At 69.8% G+C, this 18892-nt stretch carries 13 protein-coding genes; 4 read left to right on the top strand and 9 right to left on the bottom strand.

Translation table 11 applies throughout. The annotated features are described in order from the left end of the window. Positions 1-183: 183 nt before the first annotated feature. From ACH4S8_RS11135 to ACH4S8_RS11120, 4 genes are all read left to right on the top strand, one after another. Complete coding sequence (locus ACH4S8_RS11135; RefSeq protein WP_398392442.1) at positions 184-957, top strand: IclR family transcriptional regulator; 774 nt, start codon at positions 184-186, stop codon at positions 955-957. Then, positions 954-1853, top strand: a complete 900-nt coding sequence (locus ACH4S8_RS11130; RefSeq protein ID WP_398392441.1) for an SMP-30/gluconolactonase/LRE family protein — start codon at positions 954-956, stop codon at positions 1851-1853. The genes ACH4S8_RS11135 and ACH4S8_RS11130 overlap by 4 nt, the downstream gene beginning before the upstream one ends. 383 nt (positions 1854-2236) lie before the next feature. Further along, on the top strand, positions 2237-3739 hold the full coding sequence (locus tag ACH4S8_RS11125; RefSeq protein ID WP_398392440.1) for an alpha-N-arabinofuranosidase: 1503 nt from the start codon (positions 2237-2239) through the stop codon (positions 3737-3739). A gap of 378 nt (positions 3740-4117) precedes the next feature. Further along, entirely contained in the window at positions 4118-4669 is a 552-nt protein-coding gene (locus ACH4S8_RS11120; RefSeq protein ID WP_398392439.1) for an RICIN domain-containing protein, read from the top strand. Between the two features lie 152 nt (positions 4670-4821). Here the strand turns inward: ACH4S8_RS11120 and ACH4S8_RS11115 are convergent, their stop codons facing one another. From ACH4S8_RS11115 to ACH4S8_RS11075, 9 genes are all read right to left on the bottom strand, one after another. Then, positions 4822-5952 carry an acyltransferase family protein gene (locus ACH4S8_RS11115; RefSeq protein WP_398392438.1) on the bottom strand — a complete coding sequence of 377 codons (1131 nt, stop codon included), beginning with the start codon at positions 5950-5952 and terminating at the stop codon, positions 4822-4824. Between the two features lie 298 nt (positions 5953-6250). Then, on the bottom strand, positions 6251-9250 hold the full coding sequence (locus ACH4S8_RS11110; RefSeq protein WP_398392437.1) for a beta-galactosidase: 3000 nt from the start codon (positions 9248-9250) through the stop codon (positions 6251-6253). A 209-nt stretch (positions 9251-9459) separates the two neighbouring features. After that, a complete protein-coding gene (locus ACH4S8_RS11105; protein ID WP_398392436.1) occupies positions 9460-10242 on the bottom strand; it encodes an intradiol ring-cleavage dioxygenase in 783 nt (260 codons plus the stop codon). A gap of 432 nt (positions 10243-10674) precedes the next feature. Beyond that, positions 10675-12372 carry an aminotransferase class I/II-fold pyridoxal phosphate-dependent enzyme gene (locus ACH4S8_RS11100; protein ID WP_398392435.1) on the bottom strand — a complete coding sequence of 566 codons (1698 nt, stop codon included), beginning with the start codon at positions 12370-12372 and terminating at the stop codon, positions 10675-10677. 161 nt (positions 12373-12533) lie between these two features. Then, positions 12534-13679, bottom strand: coding sequence for an aldose epimerase family protein (locus tag ACH4S8_RS11095; RefSeq protein ID WP_398392434.1), 1146 nt, complete (start codon positions 13677-13679; stop codon positions 12534-12536). 56 nt (positions 13680-13735) lie between these two features. Then, entirely contained in the window at positions 13736-14980 is a 1245-nt protein-coding gene (mmsB, locus tag ACH4S8_RS11090; RefSeq protein WP_398392433.1) for a multiple monosaccharide ABC transporter permease, read from the bottom strand. Beyond that, entirely contained in the window at positions 14977-16527 is a 1551-nt protein-coding gene (gene mmsA, locus ACH4S8_RS11085; RefSeq protein WP_398392432.1) for a multiple monosaccharide ABC transporter ATP-binding protein, read from the bottom strand. The genes mmsB and mmsA overlap by 4 nt, the downstream gene beginning before the upstream one ends. 32 nt (positions 16528-16559) lie before the next feature. Continuing rightward, on the bottom strand, positions 16560-17672 hold the full coding sequence (chvE, locus tag ACH4S8_RS11080) for a multiple monosaccharide ABC transporter substrate-binding protein (RefSeq protein ID WP_398392431.1): 1113 nt from the start codon (positions 17670-17672) through the stop codon (positions 16560-16562). Positions 17673-17811: 139 nt separating this feature from the next. After that, entirely contained in the window at positions 17812-18780 is a 969-nt protein-coding gene (locus ACH4S8_RS11075; RefSeq protein WP_398392430.1) for a hypothetical protein, read from the bottom strand. Positions 18781-18892: the final 112 nt, after the last annotated feature.

The following is an 18892-nucleotide window of genomic DNA, read 5'->3' as shown; positions in this document are numbered from 1 at the left end:
GGGCCGCGGGGAGTCCGGCACGAGCCTTTCGTACCCTCCTGGGCGCGGCCCGTCGTCGGGCGGCGCGGAGGCCTGCCGGTACGGGGCCCCGCAAACCATTGCCCGCCCCAGGGCGAATGACTAGCCTGTGTTCGTCATCCCGATCGTCTGTTGAAATTTCGAACAAAAGAGAGGGGGCCGGTTGTGGGACGCCTCGTACCTGCCGTGACCCGGGCTCTGGACATACTGGAGCTCTTTCTCGACGGGGACGGGACTCTCTCCGCCCCCGACATCGTGCGCCGGCTCCAGCTCCCGCGCACGACCGTGCACGAACTGGTGACCACGCTCGCCGCCCGGTCGTACATCGTGCAGGTGCCCGGTCAGCCGGGACGCTACCGGCTCGGCGTGCGCCCGTACCAGCTCGGCAGCCGCTACGCCGAGCAGCTCGACCTCGCGGCCGAGGGCCAGCAGGTCGCCCGTTCCGTCGCCGAGACCTGCGACGAGACCGTGCACGTGGCGATCCTCGAGGGCACCGACGTCATCTACATCGCGAAGGTCGACTCCACGCACGCCGTGCGCATGGTCTCGGCGGCCGGCCGCCGCCTTCCCGCGCACTGCACCTCCGTCGGCAAGATGCTGCTCGCCTCCCTCTCCGAGCCGGAGCTGACCTCACGCGTCCCCGACGACGCCGACCTCGTGGCGATGACCCCCAACAGCATCACCGAGCCGGGCGCCCTGCGCGAGGCCCTCGCCGAGATCCGCCGTCGCGGGATCGCCGTCGAGAGCCGTGAGTCCAACCCGGACGTCAGCTGCGTCGCCGCCCCGGTGCGCGACCGCGCCGGACAGGTCGTCGCCGCGCTCTCGATCTCCGTACCGATGATCCGCTGGAGCGACGAGCGCCGCGCCGAGCTGGAGCAGCTCGCGGTGAAGGGCGCCGCGGAGCTGTCCGAGCGGCTCGGCCACCGGAACGCGCGGTGACCGCCGTCGAGGTCGCGGTCCCCGCGCACGCGGCGCTCGGCGAGGGCCCGACCTGGGACGCCCGGGCCGGGCGGCTCGTCTGGGTCGACGTCCTCGGCTCCCGGATCCACACCTACGACCCCGTCTCCGGCCGCCGCACGGTGATGGCCACCGAGCAGCACGTCGGTGCGGCCAAGCCCCGCGCGGGCGGCGGACTGGTCGTCAACCTCCGTGACGGCGTGGGCCTTTACGGGCCGGCCGGCTCCGGCGAGTCCCCCGTGGCGTCGGGGGGAGCCACAGGGGCCGCCGTGGTCGGCGGTTCGTTCCGCTGGCTGCACCGGGAGCCCGTACCCGGCCGGCGCGCCAACGACGCGGCCGTCGCGCCCGACGGCTCGCTGTGGTGCGGCACCATGCGCTACGACGAGGCGCCAGGCGGGGGCACCCTGTCGCGGATCGCCCCGGACGGAACGGTCCGCGTGATCCTCGACGACGTGAGCGTCAGCAACGGCACGGGCTGGAGCCCCGACGGCCGCCGGGTCTACTACGTCGACTCGCCGACCCGCCGCATCGACGTGTTCGACATCGGGGACGATCGACTGCCCTTCGGCAGGCGTCCGTTCGCCGTCGTGGAGAACGGATTCCCCGACGGCCTGACGGTGGACGCGGAGGGCGGTGTCTGGGCGGCCCTCTGGGACGGCGGAGCGGTCCACCGCTACACGCCGGACGGCGCCCTGGACCGGGTTCTCGCGCTCCCGGTGCGCCGCCCCACCGCCTGCGCGTTCGGCGGTGCGGACCTCACCGACCTGTACATCACCACCGCGCGTACGGGCCTCACGGCGCCGCACCCGATGTCCGGTTCCCTGCTCGTCGTCCCGGGCGCGGGCAAGGGGCTGCCGCAGCCGGAGTTCGCCGGATAGCCGGACGTCCTGGATCGCCGGCCCGGCTGACGGTCACCGGTCCGAACGCAGGTGGTTCCACGCCCGGTCGGTGATCGCAGGCCCGAACGCGAGCCATGTGCCACCCGGTCGGCGATCTCAGGTCCGGACACAAGTGATGCGCCGCCCAGTCGGCGATCTCCGGTCCGAATGCGCGCGATTCCCCGCCCGGTTGACGACCGCCGGGTGGGGAATCGCTGTTTCGCGCCCACCACGTCCCGGCCCACCGCCCGTCGGGCTCGCCGCTTGCGTGAACCGTTGACGAGCAAGCGCTTCCTGCCTACGTTTCCGTTCGGAGCTGCGACCGTCCTCCGAAATGTCGAACGATCGGTGAGATCCCACCTCCGGCGCCCCGAAAGGACACCATGCGTACCGCCCGCTTCGTCCTCGACCCCGCCTTCACCGTCGGTGAGGCCGGCCCCCGTCTCTTCGGTTCCTTCGTCGAGCACCTCGGCCGCTGCGTCTACACCGGCATCTTCGAACCGGACCATCCCTCGGCCGACGCCGAGGGCCTGCGCACCGACGTGCTGGAGCTCGTCCGCGAACTCGGTGTCACCGCCGTGCGCTACCCCGGCGGCAACTTCGTCTCCGGCTACGCCTGGGAGGACTCGGTGGGCCCCGCCGAGGACCGGCCCCGCAGGCTGGACCTCGCCTGGCGCTCCACCGAGACCAACCGCTTCGGGCTCGGCGAGTACATCGGTTTCGTGCGGAAGATCGGCCCGCAGGCCGAGCCGATGATGGCCGTCAACCTCGGCACGCGCGGGGTCGCCGAGGCCCTGGCGCTCCAGGAGTACGCCAACCACCCCTCGGGGACCGCCCGTTCCGACCTGCGGATCGCGCACGGCGACAAGGACCCGTTCGGCATCAGGCTGTGGTGCCTCGGCAACGAGATGGACGGCCCCTGGCAGACCGGCCACAAGACCGCCGGGGAGTACGGCCGGCTCGCCGCCGAGACCGCCCGCGCGATGCGGCAGATCGAGCCCGGCCTCGAACTCGTCGTGTGCGGCTCGTCCGGGCAGGGGATGGCGACCTTCGCCGCGTGGGAGGCGACGGTCCTGGCCGAGACGTACGACCTCGTCGACCACATCTCCCTGCACGCCTACTACGAGGAGACCGACGGCGACCGGGACTCCTTCCTCGCCTCCGCCGTCGACACCGAGTCGTTCATCGAGAACGTGGTCGCCACCTGCGACCACGTGGGTGCCCGGTTGAAGTCCGAGAAGAAGATCAACCTGTCCTTCGACGAGTGGAACGTCTGGTACCAGAGCAGGCCGAACCCGCACCCGGTCGAGGACTGGCAGGAGGCCCCGCGCCTGCTGGAGGACGTCTACACCGTCACGGACGCGGTCGTCCTCGGCTCGCTGCTCATCGCCCTGCTGCGGCACGCGGACCGGGTGGCCGTCGCCTGTCTCGCCCAGCTCGTCAACGTCATCGCGCCGATCATGACCGAACCGGGCGGCCCGGCCTGGCGGCAGACGACCTTCCACCCGTTCGCCCAGGCCTCGGCGTACGGGCGCGGGCAGGTCCTCGACGTCCGGGTGGACTCGCCGACGTACACGACCCGGAAGTACGGCGAGGTGGACCTGCTGCACGCCACCGCGGTACGCGCGGAGGACGGCTCGGTCACCGTCTTCGCCGTCAACCGCAGCCGGACCGAGCCGCTGCCGCTCGAGGTCGCCCTCGGGCGGACGGGGCTGACGCGGGTCGTCGGGCACAGCGCGCTCGCCGACGCCGATCCGGAGGCCGTCAACAGCCTGCGCGAACCGGAGCGGGTCACCCCGCACCCGGTCGAGGGGACCACGCTCCGAGGCGGCGCGCTCGGCGCCGTCCTGGAGCCGCTGTCCTGGAACGTGATCCGGCTGGCGTAGGACCCGCCCCGCGGACGGACCGTACTTCCTGCGGCACGGGCGCGGACTGCGCACCGGCACCCCTCCGCCACCTCGGCCGCACACCGTGGCGAAATCCGGACGCGCACCGAAGGTCCCGACGAGGGCGGCAACGCGGCTCTGGGCAATGGCGTAAAAAATAGGAATTGCGGATACAGGAGTGGGCGCGACGCCGACGGTGCCCGGAACAGATTTAATGCGCGATGTCCCGCCATGGCGCCCGTGGCTCTCGAACGGTGAAGCCGACCATGTTGATGATCTTCTTTCGGCCGAAGTCCTCGAACGGTCTGGCGAATCGATCGACCCCCTGATTGAGTGCTCCCGGTGACACCGAAAGCACCAAGAACAGGGAGAGGCACCTTGCGCGCATTACGCATCAGGAATTCCGTCGCGGCCGTTCTGGCCGGGGCGCTGATGGCCGTGGTCAGCCCGGCGATCGCTCAGGCCGAATCGCTGCAGAGCGGCACCCCGACACCGTCCGTCGGCGCCCTCGGTTCCGGTTCCACCAGTTTGATCAAAAACCTCAAGTCGGGAAAGTACCTGACGGCTGCAAGCTCCGCCAACGGTGCCAAGGTCACCCAGCAGGCCGATAACGGAAGCTATCTGCAGCGCTGGTACTCGGTCCTGACCGAAGCCGGCACCTGGTATTCCTTCGAGAATTACCAGTCGGGTCTGAACCTCGGAATCGATGGTGCCAGTACCGCGGTCGGTTCGGTGGCCATCACGGCAAACGGGTCCAGCGATCTCAATCAGGACTGGGAAAAGGACTGGGACGGGGACTACTTCGCGCTGGTGAACCGCAAGAGCGGTCTGTGCCTGGGTATTTCGGGTGCCAGCACCGCCAGTGGCGCCGCGGCCGCCCAGTTCAAGTGCGACGGATCGGCCAACCAGCACTGGACATTGGTCGACTAGTGACCGCACGGTCATCGGGAAACCCGGGCCGCTCCCTGTCCCGCCTGCGGGCCGGATCCCCGGGTCGGCCCGAACGGTTCTCCCGTGACGATCAGTCGCCTGGACGCCCTGGACCTCTCCGGTCCGGGGCGTCTCGCGCTCCGGGGAAACGCTCACAGAGTCGCAGGCTCACTCGCGATCTCTCGAGGGTCCGTGCCGGCCCGGCGGGAACGCCCCTGCGCGATCACGGATTTCCAGGATCTGCTCCGCTTGAAGGGCATCTCGAAGATCCGAGAGAACAGCCATGCCCCGAGCACCGAGATCGGCAGAGCCAGAACGAGTGTGAACCAGAAGGTGGGCAGACCGGGCGATACGAAGTGCGGAGCCGCTCGACGGATGACAGCCATGACGATCGGCAGATGGATCAGATAGAGGCTGTAGGAGAAGTTGCCGAGATGCTGAACGGGTCGCGTGGTCAGGAACCGTACGAGGGTGACGGATCCACCGGTGGCAACGGCGGCAAGCAGCATCGCCATGGCCGGAGCGACCGCGAGATCGATCCAGAAGTAGTGCTCCACCGTCCAGACGGGCCCCTGGACGACGCCGAGAGCCAGGACGGGCGCGGCGGCCAGTACGGCGAACCATCCCCAGGGAAGGCGTTGAATTCTCTCCGGCGCAACGACGACGCCTGCCCCCGCCATGCCGATGACGAACACGGGAGCGAGATGGGGAGCGAGCCCGTTGGCGCCCTCCACGGGATTCGCACCGGTCGCCGACAGCCCCAGGGCGATCACCGGAACGGTCACCAGGGCGACCAGGGCCGCCGCGCTCAGCCGGCGCCGGACGAACAGGAAAAGGGGAAAGAGAAGATAGAGTTCGCTTTCCACTCCGATCGACCAGAATGCGCCGTTCGGCGTCGGGGCGGTGAAAATGTCCTGGGCGACGACGCCGTACACCAGAACCGACGCGGCAGTGGGTTCCCCGTAGTGCGAAGCCGGCACCACGAACCAGGAAATGATCAGACTCATGGCCAGTGCTGCCCAGTACGGAGGCAGGATGCGCCAGGCGCGGCGTCGCAGGAACCGGCCGACCCCGCCCGATCGCCAACCGTGACGCGCCGGGGCGATCGCCAGGGAGAAGCCGGACAGCACCAGGAAGAAGACGACGGCAAGACGCCCGAACATCAGCACGCCCAGCCACGCAGGCGCCGAACTGTCGGGATACCCCGGGAAGGTGTACAGCCAGCAGTGGAACAGGACCACGTACAACGCTGCCAGTCCGCGCAGGCCGTCCAGACCCGGCACCTGCCGACCGGCGGACGGAGCGGCCCCCCTTGTCCCCTGCCTCACCGGGGCCGCTGAGCCGGGGGCACTGCTGTCCGGGCGGTCCGAATCAACGGAAATCGTTCAACCCCTTCTCCGAGCACCGTGCATCCCTGCCGCCGCCGACACCTCGGCGGCCACTGCACGACGCGACCCACGGCAGGCGCGTGCCCGCCGGCCCGTTTCCCCGGCAGGACGCCGAGCGGGACGGTGCCGTCCCCGTCGACTGGTACGCAGCACCGGACCGGACAGTTCAACGAGCACGTCGACATGATCCGGATCAACGGCCTTCCGAAGAAGGCCGGTCGATCGGGCCGGGCGAGGGAACCGGGGTCACCGGTACTCCTCCGGCCGCGCTGCCCAGCAGCGTCAGTTCCACCCGGCCCGGTCCCGCGGCGGTGGTCCCGTCGGACAGCACCGCGAGGGCCAGGGTGTTGTGCCCCCGCGTGCGCAGCACCCCGTTGGGCAGGACGAACGTGTGCTGCGGGCCCACGTCGTTGATGTACTGGCCCATGTTCCAGCCGTTCAGGAAGATCTGGACGCGGTAGGCGCGGGCCGGATCGTCCGTGAGGGTGAGCCCGATCGACGCGTCCGTCCCGCTGTCCACGGCGAGCCGGAAGCCGGTGCGGTACCAGGTGACGCCCTGGCGCCGTTCGGCGCGCGGGAAGCCGGCCGCCGTCCAGCCGCCGTCCGCGAAGCCCGGCAGGTGCCAGCCGTGCCGCTCCCCGTGCAGACCACCGGTGTTGAGCGGTCCGCGCACCGGGTCGGGGGCCGTCGCGCCCCGGATGCGCCAGCGCACGGCCGGAGCGGCCCCGGTGAAGGTGACGGCCGTCAGCCCCCGGGCCGCCTTGTGCGTGTCGTCGGCCCTGCCGTCCTCGTCGCGCTGCATGGGCCGGACCAGGACGGACAGCACATGGGACCGCCGTTCCCGCGGCCGGACGGGGAAGGTGGCGGTGGCGGTCCAGGTCCCCCTGCGCACGGTCTTCTTGTCCGGCACCGGCATCCGGTGGGTGCCCAGCGGCTCACCGTCCAGCCAGGCCATCAACAGCCCCTGGGTGCCGGCGACGTAGGACAGGGACACGGAGTCCGCGCCGCCCGCGTCCGCGAAGTGCCCCCGGTACCAGACGTCCCCGTAGTGGAAGCCGTAGTCGTCGGCGAACAGCACGGGCTGTCCTGCCGGTACCGGAGTGATGCTGCAGGAGGACGTCCGGTCGGTCACCCGCCATTCGGTGTCGTCGTGATCGGCGGCCGCCTCGGGATCGCCCTCGGCCCGGCGCCAGCCGGTCAGGGCGGGCAGCCGCACCCGGCCCGCACCGGCCAGCGGCCGCTCGGCCCGCAGACTCCCGGAGGCAGTGGCGCGGGACGCCAGCGCGGCGTCGTTCCAGACGAGTCCGCTCGTCCCGCGCGGCCCCCACACCTCCAGGTCCGCCGCGTCCACCGTGTCGCCGGTGAGATGCGCGGTCGTGCCGCGCAGGGCGGCCGTGCGCAGCAGCGCGGGGCCGCGCACCAGCACCGGGCCCGACGGGGTGTCGTAGCGCCACAGCAGGCGGGAGCCGTCGTCGTCGGCGAAGAGCAGCAGCAGGGGAGCCGGGACGCCGCCGCCCTCCACCCGGACCCGGGTGATGCCGCCGAGCACGGCGTCGATCCGCAGGACGCCGTCCTCGTAGCCGTGCCCGGCGTCCCCGTCCAGCACGGTGACCTTCGGCTCGCTCGTGGCCTCCAGACAGGTGCGGGTCGATTCGCCCGCCCGCCCCGTGAACACGGCGATGTCCTGCCGTCCCGCGGTCAGCCACAGCATCGGCTGGGCGGTGGACCAGCTCAGCTTCCGCCGACCCAGGGCGATTCCGGCGGCGAGCAGCCGCGCGTCGAGGCCGGGCACCGGCACCTCGGCCCTCGCTCCGCCGAGCGTCACGGTGGCGACGGCCTCGGAAGGCGTGTCGTTGCGCAGCACGTGGAAGCGGGCGCCGGTGTCCGGATTGACCAGGTGGTACGCGGTGATGCCGGGGCCCGCTCCCGTGCCGTCCCCCGGGAGGGGATCGGCGCGGTCGAGCTTGGCCAGGTCGGGCACCGACTGCAGCAGCCGGCCGATCTGGTGCATCGGGACGAGCTTGCCGGTCGGCTGCCGTGCCTCGTCGATGGCGGCCCCGTAGTCGTACGACGTGTAGACGATCGGCGCGGGCAGCCAGCCCCAGGACGTGCCGCCGAAGGTCATGTAGACGTTGTGGACGGTGATGCCGTTGGCGAGGTTGGTGAGGTAGAAGCGCCGCTCGTAGGCCGCGTCCCGGGTGCGGCGGGACTCGGCGTATCCGAGGCCGTCGAACTCCGCCCCGCCCCAGGGATCGAACCAGCCGCCTCCGAACTCGGGGATGAACCCCGGGGTGTCCGGGCTGGCGGTCGAGCCGCCCTGCGGGCCTCCGGGACCGAAGCGGCCCCAGTCCGGCGGGGTCTTGAACGGGGAGGGATAGCCGTCGAAGCCGTACAGGTAACGCCCGCGCTCGCCGCCCGTGTCGAAGGTGCCGGGGGCCCAATGGCCGTTCCTGCCCTTGTCGTTGTGGAAGAGGGGCACGTCGATGCCGTCGGCCCGCACCTTGGCGTACAGGTGCGCCATGTAGTCGCGGCCCGCGGGCTCGGTCACATGGTTGTCGTACTCGTTCTCCAGCTGGTACAGGACGATCGTGCCGCCGCCGTCGGTGTAGAGGTGCCGGGAGGCGATCAGGTCGACGGCGGTCAGCCACTGGTCGACGTACTCCAGATAGGTGGGATCGGAGGTGCGGGCCACCCCCGGTGTGGCCGTCAGCCAGCCGGGGAAGCCGCCCGCGTCGACCTCGGCGTTGATGTACGGGCCGGGGCGCAGGATGACGTACAGCCCGGTCTCGGCGGCGGTCCGCAGGAACAGGCCGAGGTCGCGGACCCCGGTGAAGTCGTGCTGTCCGGGCGCGGGGGAGTGGTAGTTCCAGGCGACGTAGATGCTGACCGCGTTGTAGCCGTGGGCGCGCATCTTCTGCAGGACGTCCCGCCACAGGGACGGGCTCGGCAGCCGGAACGGGTGGAACTCGCCCGACCAGATCACCAGGCGCCTGCCGTCGATCAGCATCGAGTAGCGGTCGAAGCCGACGGTGTGCTTCCGGCCGTCGGCGGCGGGCGGCGCGGGCGCGGGTCCGGTGGGTGCGAGGAGCGTCCTTCCGGCCGCGCAGGCCTGGTCGCTGCCGCTGCCGCCGAGCGAGAGGCCGAGAGCGGCGGTACCGGCGAGTGCGCTGAAGGTACGTCTGCTCAACACCATGCGGGTTCTCCCGGGGGACGGCGACGGGGGCTTTCCCCGTTCGGGCCGGGCCCGGGAACCGGGGGAAGGTGCGGCCATTGTCCACAGGAGCAGGTCATTCGATGGTCGTACGACGATCCCGGCGCGGGGGATTACGCGGTATGGGCGCGGCCGGGGGCGGCCCGCGGGTCGCGGACCGCCCCCGGCCTCCGTGGGGGGAAAGGGCCGGGTCAGCTCGTCTCGACGCCGAGCGTCAGGGTGCCGGTGTAGCCGGCGGAGGCGGTGCTTCCCAGGGCCGTCAGGGTCAGGAGGCCGGAGGAGGCGCCTCCGCCGTCGTAGACGGAATCCTGGGTGAGGGTGGTGCGGGTGACCTTGTTGGTGGAGTACGGGGACACCTTGGCCATCGCCGTGGTGATCGTCTCGCTGAAGAAGAGCTGGCCGGTGTGGAGTTCCTGTCCGCCGGTGAAGGAGCCGTCGGAGGTGAGGGTGACGCCGGTGTGCACCTTGACGTGGATGTGCACGCAGCGGCCCCGGTACCAGCCGGGGTAGATCGTGGTGATGTTCGCGACGCCGGAGGTGTTCGTCAGCACGCCGCCGCGCAGGAACGTGCCGTCGTCCGCCTCGCTGTGGCCGTTGTTGCCGACGTATCCGGAGTACTCGCCGAGCGCGTCGCAGTGCCAGATCTCCACGAGGGCGTTGCCGACCGGCGCGCAGGCGGCGTCGACGACGGTGAGGACGAGCTTGAGGGGGGCGCCCGCCTTGCCTTCGGTGACGTCGGAGCGGACGAGCTGTCCGTCGAGGTAGTAGGGGCCTTCGGTCATCTCCTTGGTGAGGGTGCAGACGGCCGCCGCGGCGGGAGCCGCGTCGGCCGGGCCGGTGACGGGTGCGGGGGAGGGGGCGACGGGTGCCGCCGCGGCCACGGCCAGGGCCGCGGCGGAGGCGCCCGTGGCGATCAGTACGGTCCGGCGCCCGACAGGGGCCTCTGACGTGTCGTTCGTGGGGGTGTCTGTCATGAGCACGGCACCTTAGGGAGGGGTGCTGTCGGTAAGCTGTCAGTTCCGTAAAGTAACAGTCCGTCAAGTTCCTTGTCGGACACGTTGCCCCGGACTCCGGGGGAGGTGCACGGACTTCGGCCGTACGGGCTCCGGTCGCACCCCGCCCGGTCGTACGGGAGGCGCGACCGGGCGGGACGGGGAAAGAGCGGAGACGCCGGCGGCTCGGTCCGCCCGGCGCTCCGCCGTGGGGGCCGGCGCGGGGAACGCGGCGCCAGCGAAGGAAGAGGGGTCCTCGGGCGTCGGGCGGGGATACCTCTGCCGCCGCCCGGCGGCCCAGATCGTGGGCGGTCCCCCGCGGCCGGCCCGTGGGGAGGCCGGTCACGCGGGGATCCCGCCCGGCCCGTGGGGAGGCCGGCCGGGCGGAGATCCGCCCGGTGGTACAGGAGTGGCCTAACCGGCCTGGTTGTACAGCAGGGCGCCGACGGCGCCCCAGCCGCTGCCGCTGCTCGACGACTGAGGTGGGGGAGGAGGTTCCGGCTGTGTCCGGCCGCGGACCTGGGCCGCCGTCAGACCGCCCTGCGCGCCCATGGAGGCGGCGCCCGCCATCCCGGGCATGCCCGTCTGGCCGGCCGGCTGGAGACCGGGCGACGGGGCCTGCATGGCCGCGGGCGGCATCTGGGCCGGCATCGCACCGGGAGCCTGGGCCGCGGCCGGCCAGCTGGCGGGCTGCGGGGAGGGGTAGGACGGGGCTGCCGCGGGCTGCTGCGGGGAGGGGTAGACCGGGGCGGGCTGCTGGGCCGGGTAGGGCGAGGCCGCGGCGGGACGCGGCTGCTGCGGAACGGAGGGCAGGCTGGGCTGCGGGGCGGCGGCGGCCACCGGCTGCGGCGCCTGGACGGGCTGTCCGGGCCAGGCGTTCGCCTGCGCGGCCAGCCCCTGCATCCCCGCCCCGTTGGTCGAGCCGACGAGACGGTCCACCATGGCCGTACCCGAGCCGTAGCCGGTCCCATTGCTCAGCTCGGGTACGGCGGTCTCCTTCCGGGACCCGAACAGCACCTGCTCCAGGCCGGCCACCAGGCGGCGTACATCCGTCTGCGGGCGTACCACGAGTCTCAGGAAGCGGCTGGACGAGCCGACCTTGTTGCCGCACTCGCGGACCAGGATGCGGTGCTCGGTGAGCAGCCGGTCCCGGACCACGGTGCCCTCGGCGCCGACGGGAAGACGCACGAACAGGAAGTTGCCCTGCGAGGGGTAGATCGTCAGGCCGGGCAGCGCGGAGAGCTGGCGGGCCATGTCGAGCCGGTCGCGGCGGACCATGTGCAGGCTCTCCATGTACTCCTTGCCGTGGTTCTTGAGCATGAACACCACGGTCTCCGCGAAGGAGTTGAGGTTCCACTTCGGCAGCATCGAGCGGACCCTGCCCGCCAGCGAGGGGTTGGCGACCATGTAGCCGAAGCGGATGCCGTGCAGCCCGAAGTTCTTGCCGAGGCTGCGCAGCACGATGACGTTGGGTCTCATGACCGCGTCCTCGACCACGCTGGGCTCCGACTCGGCGTCGGCGAACTCCAGGAACGACTCGTCGATGACGATCAGGTCCAGGTCGGCCATCGCGTCCATGAACTGGATGACCGACTGGCGCGGCAGGAAACCGCCGTCGGGGTTGTTCGGGTTGCAGATGACGGCGACCTTGGTGCCGCGCGAGCGGATGAACTTGGCGTACGCGGCGAGGTCGAGCGCGAAGCCGTTGGACTCCTGGAGCGGGAACATGTCGACCCGCTTGCCGGTCTCCATCGGCTGGTCGGTCCAGCGGCCGAACGTGGGGACGGGGATCGCGAGGGACTCACGGACCAGCAAGTGGTCTATCCAGGTGATGAGTTCGGTCGAACCGTTGCCCATCGCGACGCACTGCGGCGGAAGTTGGAGCAGCGAGCACAGCTCGCTGGTGATCGTGTCGGCGCTGCTCGGGTAGTAGGTGATGATCTCGCGCAGCCGGCCCGCGAGTTCGTCGAACATCGCGGGCGTGGGGAAGTACGGGTTGCAGGGGATGCAGAAGTCCACCGGGCCGGCTCCGTCGCCCTCCCGCGTCAGTGCGGCCATCGACGGGCTGTGCGCCGCGGTGCCGCGAAAGAGCGAGGTGACATTGCCGGCCATGGAACCTCCGTATAGGGCGAGCCCGTTGGGGAGGACGGGCCCCCGTTCTCTGGGTGGCCCGTGCGGGGGAGCACGGGCCGCCCTCTCATACGGATACGGCTGGGGCGCTGTTCAATCGTTGTGAGGTCGTGCGGATTTTGTGAACCGGCTGTGAGGTACGGTCACGCGCCGAACGAGTGGACCGTGCTGGTCCGGTAGGTCTGCCCCGGCCGCAGCACCGTCGAGGGGAACGACGGATGGTTCGGGGAGTCCGGGAAGTGCTGGGTCTCCAGGCACAGGGCGTCGCCCTGGCGGTAGATGCGACCGCCGGTGCCGACCAGGGTGCCGTCCAGGAAGTTGCCCGAGTAGAACTGCAGGCCGGGTTCGTTGGACGCGATGCTCAGGGTGCGGCCGGAGGACGGGTCGCGCAGCGTGGCGACATGCTCGGGCCTCGCCGTGATGCCCTTGTCGAGGACCCAGTTGTGGTCGATGCCCTTGCCGTACAGGAGCTGCTGGTTCGCGACCCGGATGTCGCGGCCGACGGTCTTGGTCCGACGGAAGTCGAAGGGGGTGCCGGCGACCTTCGCCAGTTCCCCGGTGGGGATCAGGCCCGAGTCGACGGGGGTGTAGCGGGAGGCCGCGATCTCGAGCTCGTGGTCGTAGATCGAGCCGCTGCCCTCACCGGCGAGGTTCCAGTACACATGGCTGGTGAGGTTGACGACGGTGGCCTTGTCGGTGGTGGCCTCGTAGTCGATGCGCCAGTCGCCGTGCCGGGTCAGGGTGTAGGTGACCTTCGCCCGGAGCGTGCCGGGGTAGCCCATCTCGCCGTCGATGCTGGTGTAGTGCAGGACGAGCCCCGTGTCGGAGCCGGAGGTGAAGCCCTCCACGTCCCAGACGCGCTTGTCGAAGCCCTTGGCGCCGCCGTGCAGGCTGTTGACGCCGTCGTTGACGGAGAGCTGGTGGCCCGTGCCGTCGAGGGTGAACTGGCCCTTGGCTATGCGGTTGCCGTACCGGCCGATGAGAGCACCGAAGTACGGCGTCTTCGCGACGTAGTCCTCGATGTTGTCGAAGCCCAGGGAGACGTTCTCGTACCTGCCGTGCCGGTCGGGGATCTCCAGGGACTGGACGATTCCGCCGTACGACAGGACCTTGAGCCGTGTGCCGCCGTTCTCCAGCGACCACCGGTGGACCTTGGTCCCGTCGGCGAGCTTGCCGAAGAGTTCCTTCACGGGCTTCTTTCCGCCCGATGCGTGCGCCGTGCCGATGGTGGCCGCGGTTAAGCCCGCTGCCGCCGCCGCTGCGATGACCGTACGTCTGCTCGTTTCCATTTTGCGGCTCCTGCCCAATGGAGGGGGCCCCGCCTTCTGGCGGGGCCCCGGCTGACTTACGAACCGACCTTGCGCTTGTTCCACACGTCGAAGCCGACCGCGGCCAGCAGGGCCAGGCCCTTGATGACCTGTTGCCAGTCGGTGCCGACACTGAGGAGGTTCATGCCGTTGTTCAGCACGCCGAGGACCAGACCGCCGACGATCGCGCCGAGGACGGTACCGACACCGCCGCTCATGGACGCGCCGCCGATGAACGACGAGGCGATCGCTTCCAGCTCGAAGCTCAGGCCGGCCTTCGGAGAGGCCGCGTTCAGGCGGGCGGCTACCACCAGACCCGCCAGGGCCGCGAGCATGCCCATGTTCAGGAAGACATAGAAGGTGACCTTCTTGTCCTTGACGCCCGACAGCTTCGCCGCCGGGAGGTTGCCGCCGATCGCGTAGATGTGACGGCCGAAGACGGCGTTGCGCATGACGTAGCCGTAGCCGACGACCAGCGCGCCGAGGATCAGCAGCACGATCGGCGCGCCCTTGTAGCTGGCGAGCATCATCGTGACGGTGAGGACGGCGGCGACCAGCGCGACCAGCTTGAGCAGGAACAGCTTGGCCGGCAGCACGTCCAGCGAGAACTCCTGCTGGCGCTTGCGGTCACGGATCTCCTGCAGCACCACGAAGACGATCACGGCCAGGCCCAGCAGCAGCGTGATGTTGTGGTAGTTGGTGGTCGGGCCGACCTCCGGCAGGAAGCCGTTGCCCATCTTCTGCAGGCCGCCCGGGAACGGGCCGAGGGTCTGCCCCTTGAGCAGGATCTCGGTCATACCGCGGAAGATCAGCATCCCGGCGAGGGTGACGATGAAGGACGGTATGCCGAGATAGGCGATCAGGAATCCCTGGACCGAGCCCGCCACGGCGCCCACCACCAGGCTCAGCACCAGGGCGATGGGCCACGACACGCCGTGCTGCACCGTCAGCACGGCCGCGAACGCGCCCACGAACGCCGTCAGCGAACCGACCGACAGGTCGATGTGGCCCGCGATGATCACCAGCATCATGCCGATCGCGAGGATCAGGATGTAGCTGTTCTGCAGGACCAGGTTGGAGATGTTGTGCGGCAGCAGCAGGCTTCCGTCGGTCCAGACCGCGAAGAGGACGACGATCAGGCCGAGGGCGATCAGCATGCCGTACTGGCGCATGTTGCTGCGCATGCCGTCGAGCATCAGCCGTACCAGGTTCTCCCCGGTGCCGCCGCTCCCGTCCTTGCCCGGCGGTGCCTCGGCCGGGGTGTTGGTCACATCGGTGCTCATCGCGTTACCTCTTTGTCCTTCGTCATCTGACGCATCAGCACTTCCTGCGTGGCCTCGGCCCGCGAGAACTCACCGGTCAGCCGCCCGGCGGCCATGGTGTAGATGCGGTCGCACATGCCGAGCAGTTCGGGCAGCTCGGAGGAGATGAAGACGATCGCCTTGCCCTCGGCGGCCAGTTTGTCGATGACCGTGTAGATCTCGAACTTGGCCCCCACGTCGATGCCGCGGGTCGGCTCGTCCAGGATCAGCACGTCCGGACCCGCGAAGATCCACTTGCTGAGGACGACCTTCTGCTGGTTGCCGCCGGAGAGCTTGCCCACCGGCTCGAAGACGGTCGGCGCCTTGATGTTCATCGACGTGCGGTAGCGCTCGGCGACCTGGCGCTCCTCGTGCTCGTCGACCATGCCCCGGTGGGCGACCTTGTCCAGGGCGGTCAGCGAGATGTTGCGGTTGATGGTGTCGATGAGGTTGAGCCCGTAGTGCTTGCGGTCCTCGGTGACGTACGCGATGCCGTGGCCGACCGCCTCCGCGACGGTCCTGGTACGGATCTCCTTGCCGTCCTTGAGGACCGTCCCGCCCGCGTAGCGGCCGTACGACCGCCCGAAGACGCTCATCGCGAGCTCGGTGCGGCCGGCGCCCATGAGGCCCGCGATACCGACGATCTCCCCGCGCCGCACCTGCAGCGACACGTCGTCGGCCACCTTGCGCTGCTGGTCGATCGGGTGGTGCACGGTCCAGTCGCGGATCTCCAGCGCCGGGGCGGCACCCTCCTCCGGGTGGTGCGGGGTGCGCTCGGGGAAGCGGTGGTCGAGGTCCCGGCCGACCATGCCGCTGATGATCCGGTCCTCGGTCGTCTCCGGCGCCTTCACATCGAGGGTCTCGATGGTCCGGCCGTCCCGCAGGATCGTCACCGAGTCGGCGACCTTGCGGATCTCGTTGAGCTTGTGGGAGATGATGATCGAGGTGATGCCCTGCTTCTTCAGCTCCAGGATCAGGTCCAGGAGCTTGTCGCTGTCCTCGTCGTTGAGGGCCGCGGTCGGCTCGTCGAGGATGAGCAGCTTCACCTTCTTCGAGAGCGCCTTGGCGATCTCCACGAGCTGCTGCTTGCCCACGCCGATGTCGGCGACGCGGGTCTCGGGGTGATCGCTCAGACCGACCCGGCGCAGCAGCTCGGTGGCGTGCCGCAGGGTCGTGTTCCAGTTGATGAAACCGCGCTTGGCGTGCTCGTTGCCGAGGAAGATGTTCTCCGCGAGGGAGAGGTAGGGCGACAGCGCCAGTTCCTGGTGGATGATGACGATGCCGTGGTGCTCGCTCGCCCGGATGTCCTTGAAGCCGCAGGCCTCTCCCTCGAAGAGGATCTCGCCCTCGTAACTCCCGTGCGGGTGGACGCCGGAGAGGACCTTCATCAAGGTCGACTTGCCGGCGCCGTTCTCACCGCAGATGGCGTGGACCTCGCCCTGCTGGACGGTCAGAGTGACGTCCGACAGCGCCTTGACGCCGGGAAAGGTCTTGACGATCGAGCGCATTTCCAGGACGGGTCCCGCCATGGTCGTGCCTTCCAATCCGTAAGGTTCGACGCTTACTTGAGCTGGTCCGCCGTGTAGTAGCCGCCGTCGACCAGGACCGACTGGTAGTTGGACTTGTCGACGCTCACCGGCTGGAGGAGGTAGGCGGGGACGACCTTCGAGCCGTTGTCGTAGGTCGTGGTGTCGTTGGTCTGCGGCTTCTTGCCCTTGAGGGCGTCGTCGACCATGGTCGAGGCGATCTTGGCCAGCTCGCGGGTGTCCTTGTAGACGGTCTGCGTCTGCTCGCCCGCGATGATCGACTTCACCGACGCCAGCTCGGCGTCCTGGCCCGTGAGGATCGGCAGCGGCTTGCTCTTGGAGCCGTAGTCGTCCGACTTCAGCGCCGACAGGATGCCGATGGAGATGCCGTCGTACGGCGAGAGGACCGCGTCGACCTTCTTGCTGGCGTACGACTTGGTGAGGATGTCGTCCATGCGCTTCTGGGCGGTCGCGCCGTCCCAGCGCAGGGTGGTGACCTGGTTGAGCGCGGTCTGGCCGGACTGGACGACGAGCTGCTTCTTGTCGATGTAGGGCTGCAGCACCTTCATCGCGCCGCCGAAGAAGTACTTCGTGTTGTTGTCGTCGTTCGAGCCGGCGAAGAGCTCGATGTTGAACGGGCCCTTCTTCGAGCCGTCCGCGAGACCGAGCTTCTGCAGGATGTAGTTGCCCTGGAGCTCGCCGACCTTGGAGTTGTCGAAGGACGCGTAGTAGTCGACGTTCTTCGTGCCGAGGATCAGACGGTCGTAGGCGATGACCGGGATGTGGGCGTCCGCGGCCTCCTGGAGCACGTTGTCCAGGGACTTGTTGTCGATGGCCGCCACGATCAGCGCCTTGACGCCCTGCGTGATCAGGTTCTCGATCTGCGAGACCTGCTGCTGGGGGTCGTCCTCGCCGTAGACCAGCTTGGTCTTGTAGCCCTTGGACTCCAGGTTCTTGACGACGTTGTTGCCGTCGGCGATCCAGCGCTCGGAGGACTTGGTCGGCATCGCGATGCCGATCGTCCCGCCCTTGCTGCTGCCCTTGTCCTCCTTGCTGCCGCCTTCGCCGCTCTGGCCACAGGCGGTGAGGGTCAGGGCGAGGGAGGCGGCTCCGGCTATGGCGGCGAGTGCGGCTCTGCGGTTACGCATGATCATCATCCTTGATGTCTTGGACCGGGCTGGGTCTCACGGAGCTGGGACGTTCCGGGAGCGTTGCGGGTGAGGCCGAGAAGGTGTGTTGGATTGTGCGCGACTGTGTCTGCTTGTGTGAAGGGGGTTTGTGCGAACGTTATGAGGGAGTGTCGAATCGCGAGAGCACCCCGGGCAGACGGGAGCCGAGCGGCGCCATGTCGTCCCCCGCTCCGTGCCGTGTCAGCAGGTCAAGGGCGAGCCGGCCACGGCGCACCCTTTCCCGGGCCGTGCTCAGGGTCAGGTCCCGCAGATGGTGTCCGTACGGGTAGATGCCGGGGGTCCTGGACAGCCCGAACTTCAGATACAGCGGTGCGCCGCGCCGGATCAGCTCGGCGACCTCGTACATCCGTATGTACCCGCCGAGATCGTCGGGGGCCTCGATGTACATGTCCATGGGGGCGGCGGAGACCCGCCGGATCTCGGTGAGGTGATCGAGCGTCAGGTCGCTCGGCACGTTCAGCGAGTCGGCGCCGAGGTTCTCGTACACGGCGTACGAGGCCGGGTTGACCGGGCCGATCAGCGCCGAGACCTTGAACGTCGTGTCGGCCGGGAGGATCCCGGCGACCCGCGCCCGGTGCAGCGTCCACAGCACGCCCTCGTCGGCGACGAGCAGGCACTTGACGCCCAGCTCCGTCGCCCGGACGGCGTCCTCGACGCAGCCGGCCACCGCGTCGTGGCCGCGGGCGCGCAGCCCCGCGCCGTGCGAGTCGGTGCGCGTCGAGGCGCCGATGTCCCAGGTGCCGCGCGGGCCGGTGAACAGGCAGAGTTCGATGTCGCGTTCGCCGGTGGCCTCGACCATCTCGGTGATCTCGGCGTCGGTCAGCATCCAGATGCCGCTGCCCTGGCTGATCCGGTGGATCGGTACGTCGAGCCGTGAGGCCTCCTTGAGGACCACGGCGAGCGCCTCGGGTCCCTCCACGGAGGGGACCTCGGTGCGCCAGCGACCGCCTCCGGGGAAGGTGTGCGGCGAGGCGTCGGCGGGGGAGAGGGCGGGCGCGGCCAGGCCGAGCGCGGCCAGGGCCGGCTCGCCGGGTCGACGGGGCGCCGTGGGAGAGGCGTCGGTCACGAGCTGTCCTTCATTGTTCGATATTTCGGGCATGGTTCGCGACGGTGGGCGCGCGAGGCCTTGGTGTACGCCGGTACGGGGCCGTCAGGAACCCCGTACCGGCGTACGGTTC

Source organism: Streptomyces sp. NPDC021080, assembly GCF_044333225.1.
Taxonomy (GTDB): Bacteria; Actinomycetota; Actinomycetes; order Streptomycetales; family Streptomycetaceae; genus Streptomyces.
This window is presented reverse-complemented; position numbering and strand designations above follow the sequence as displayed.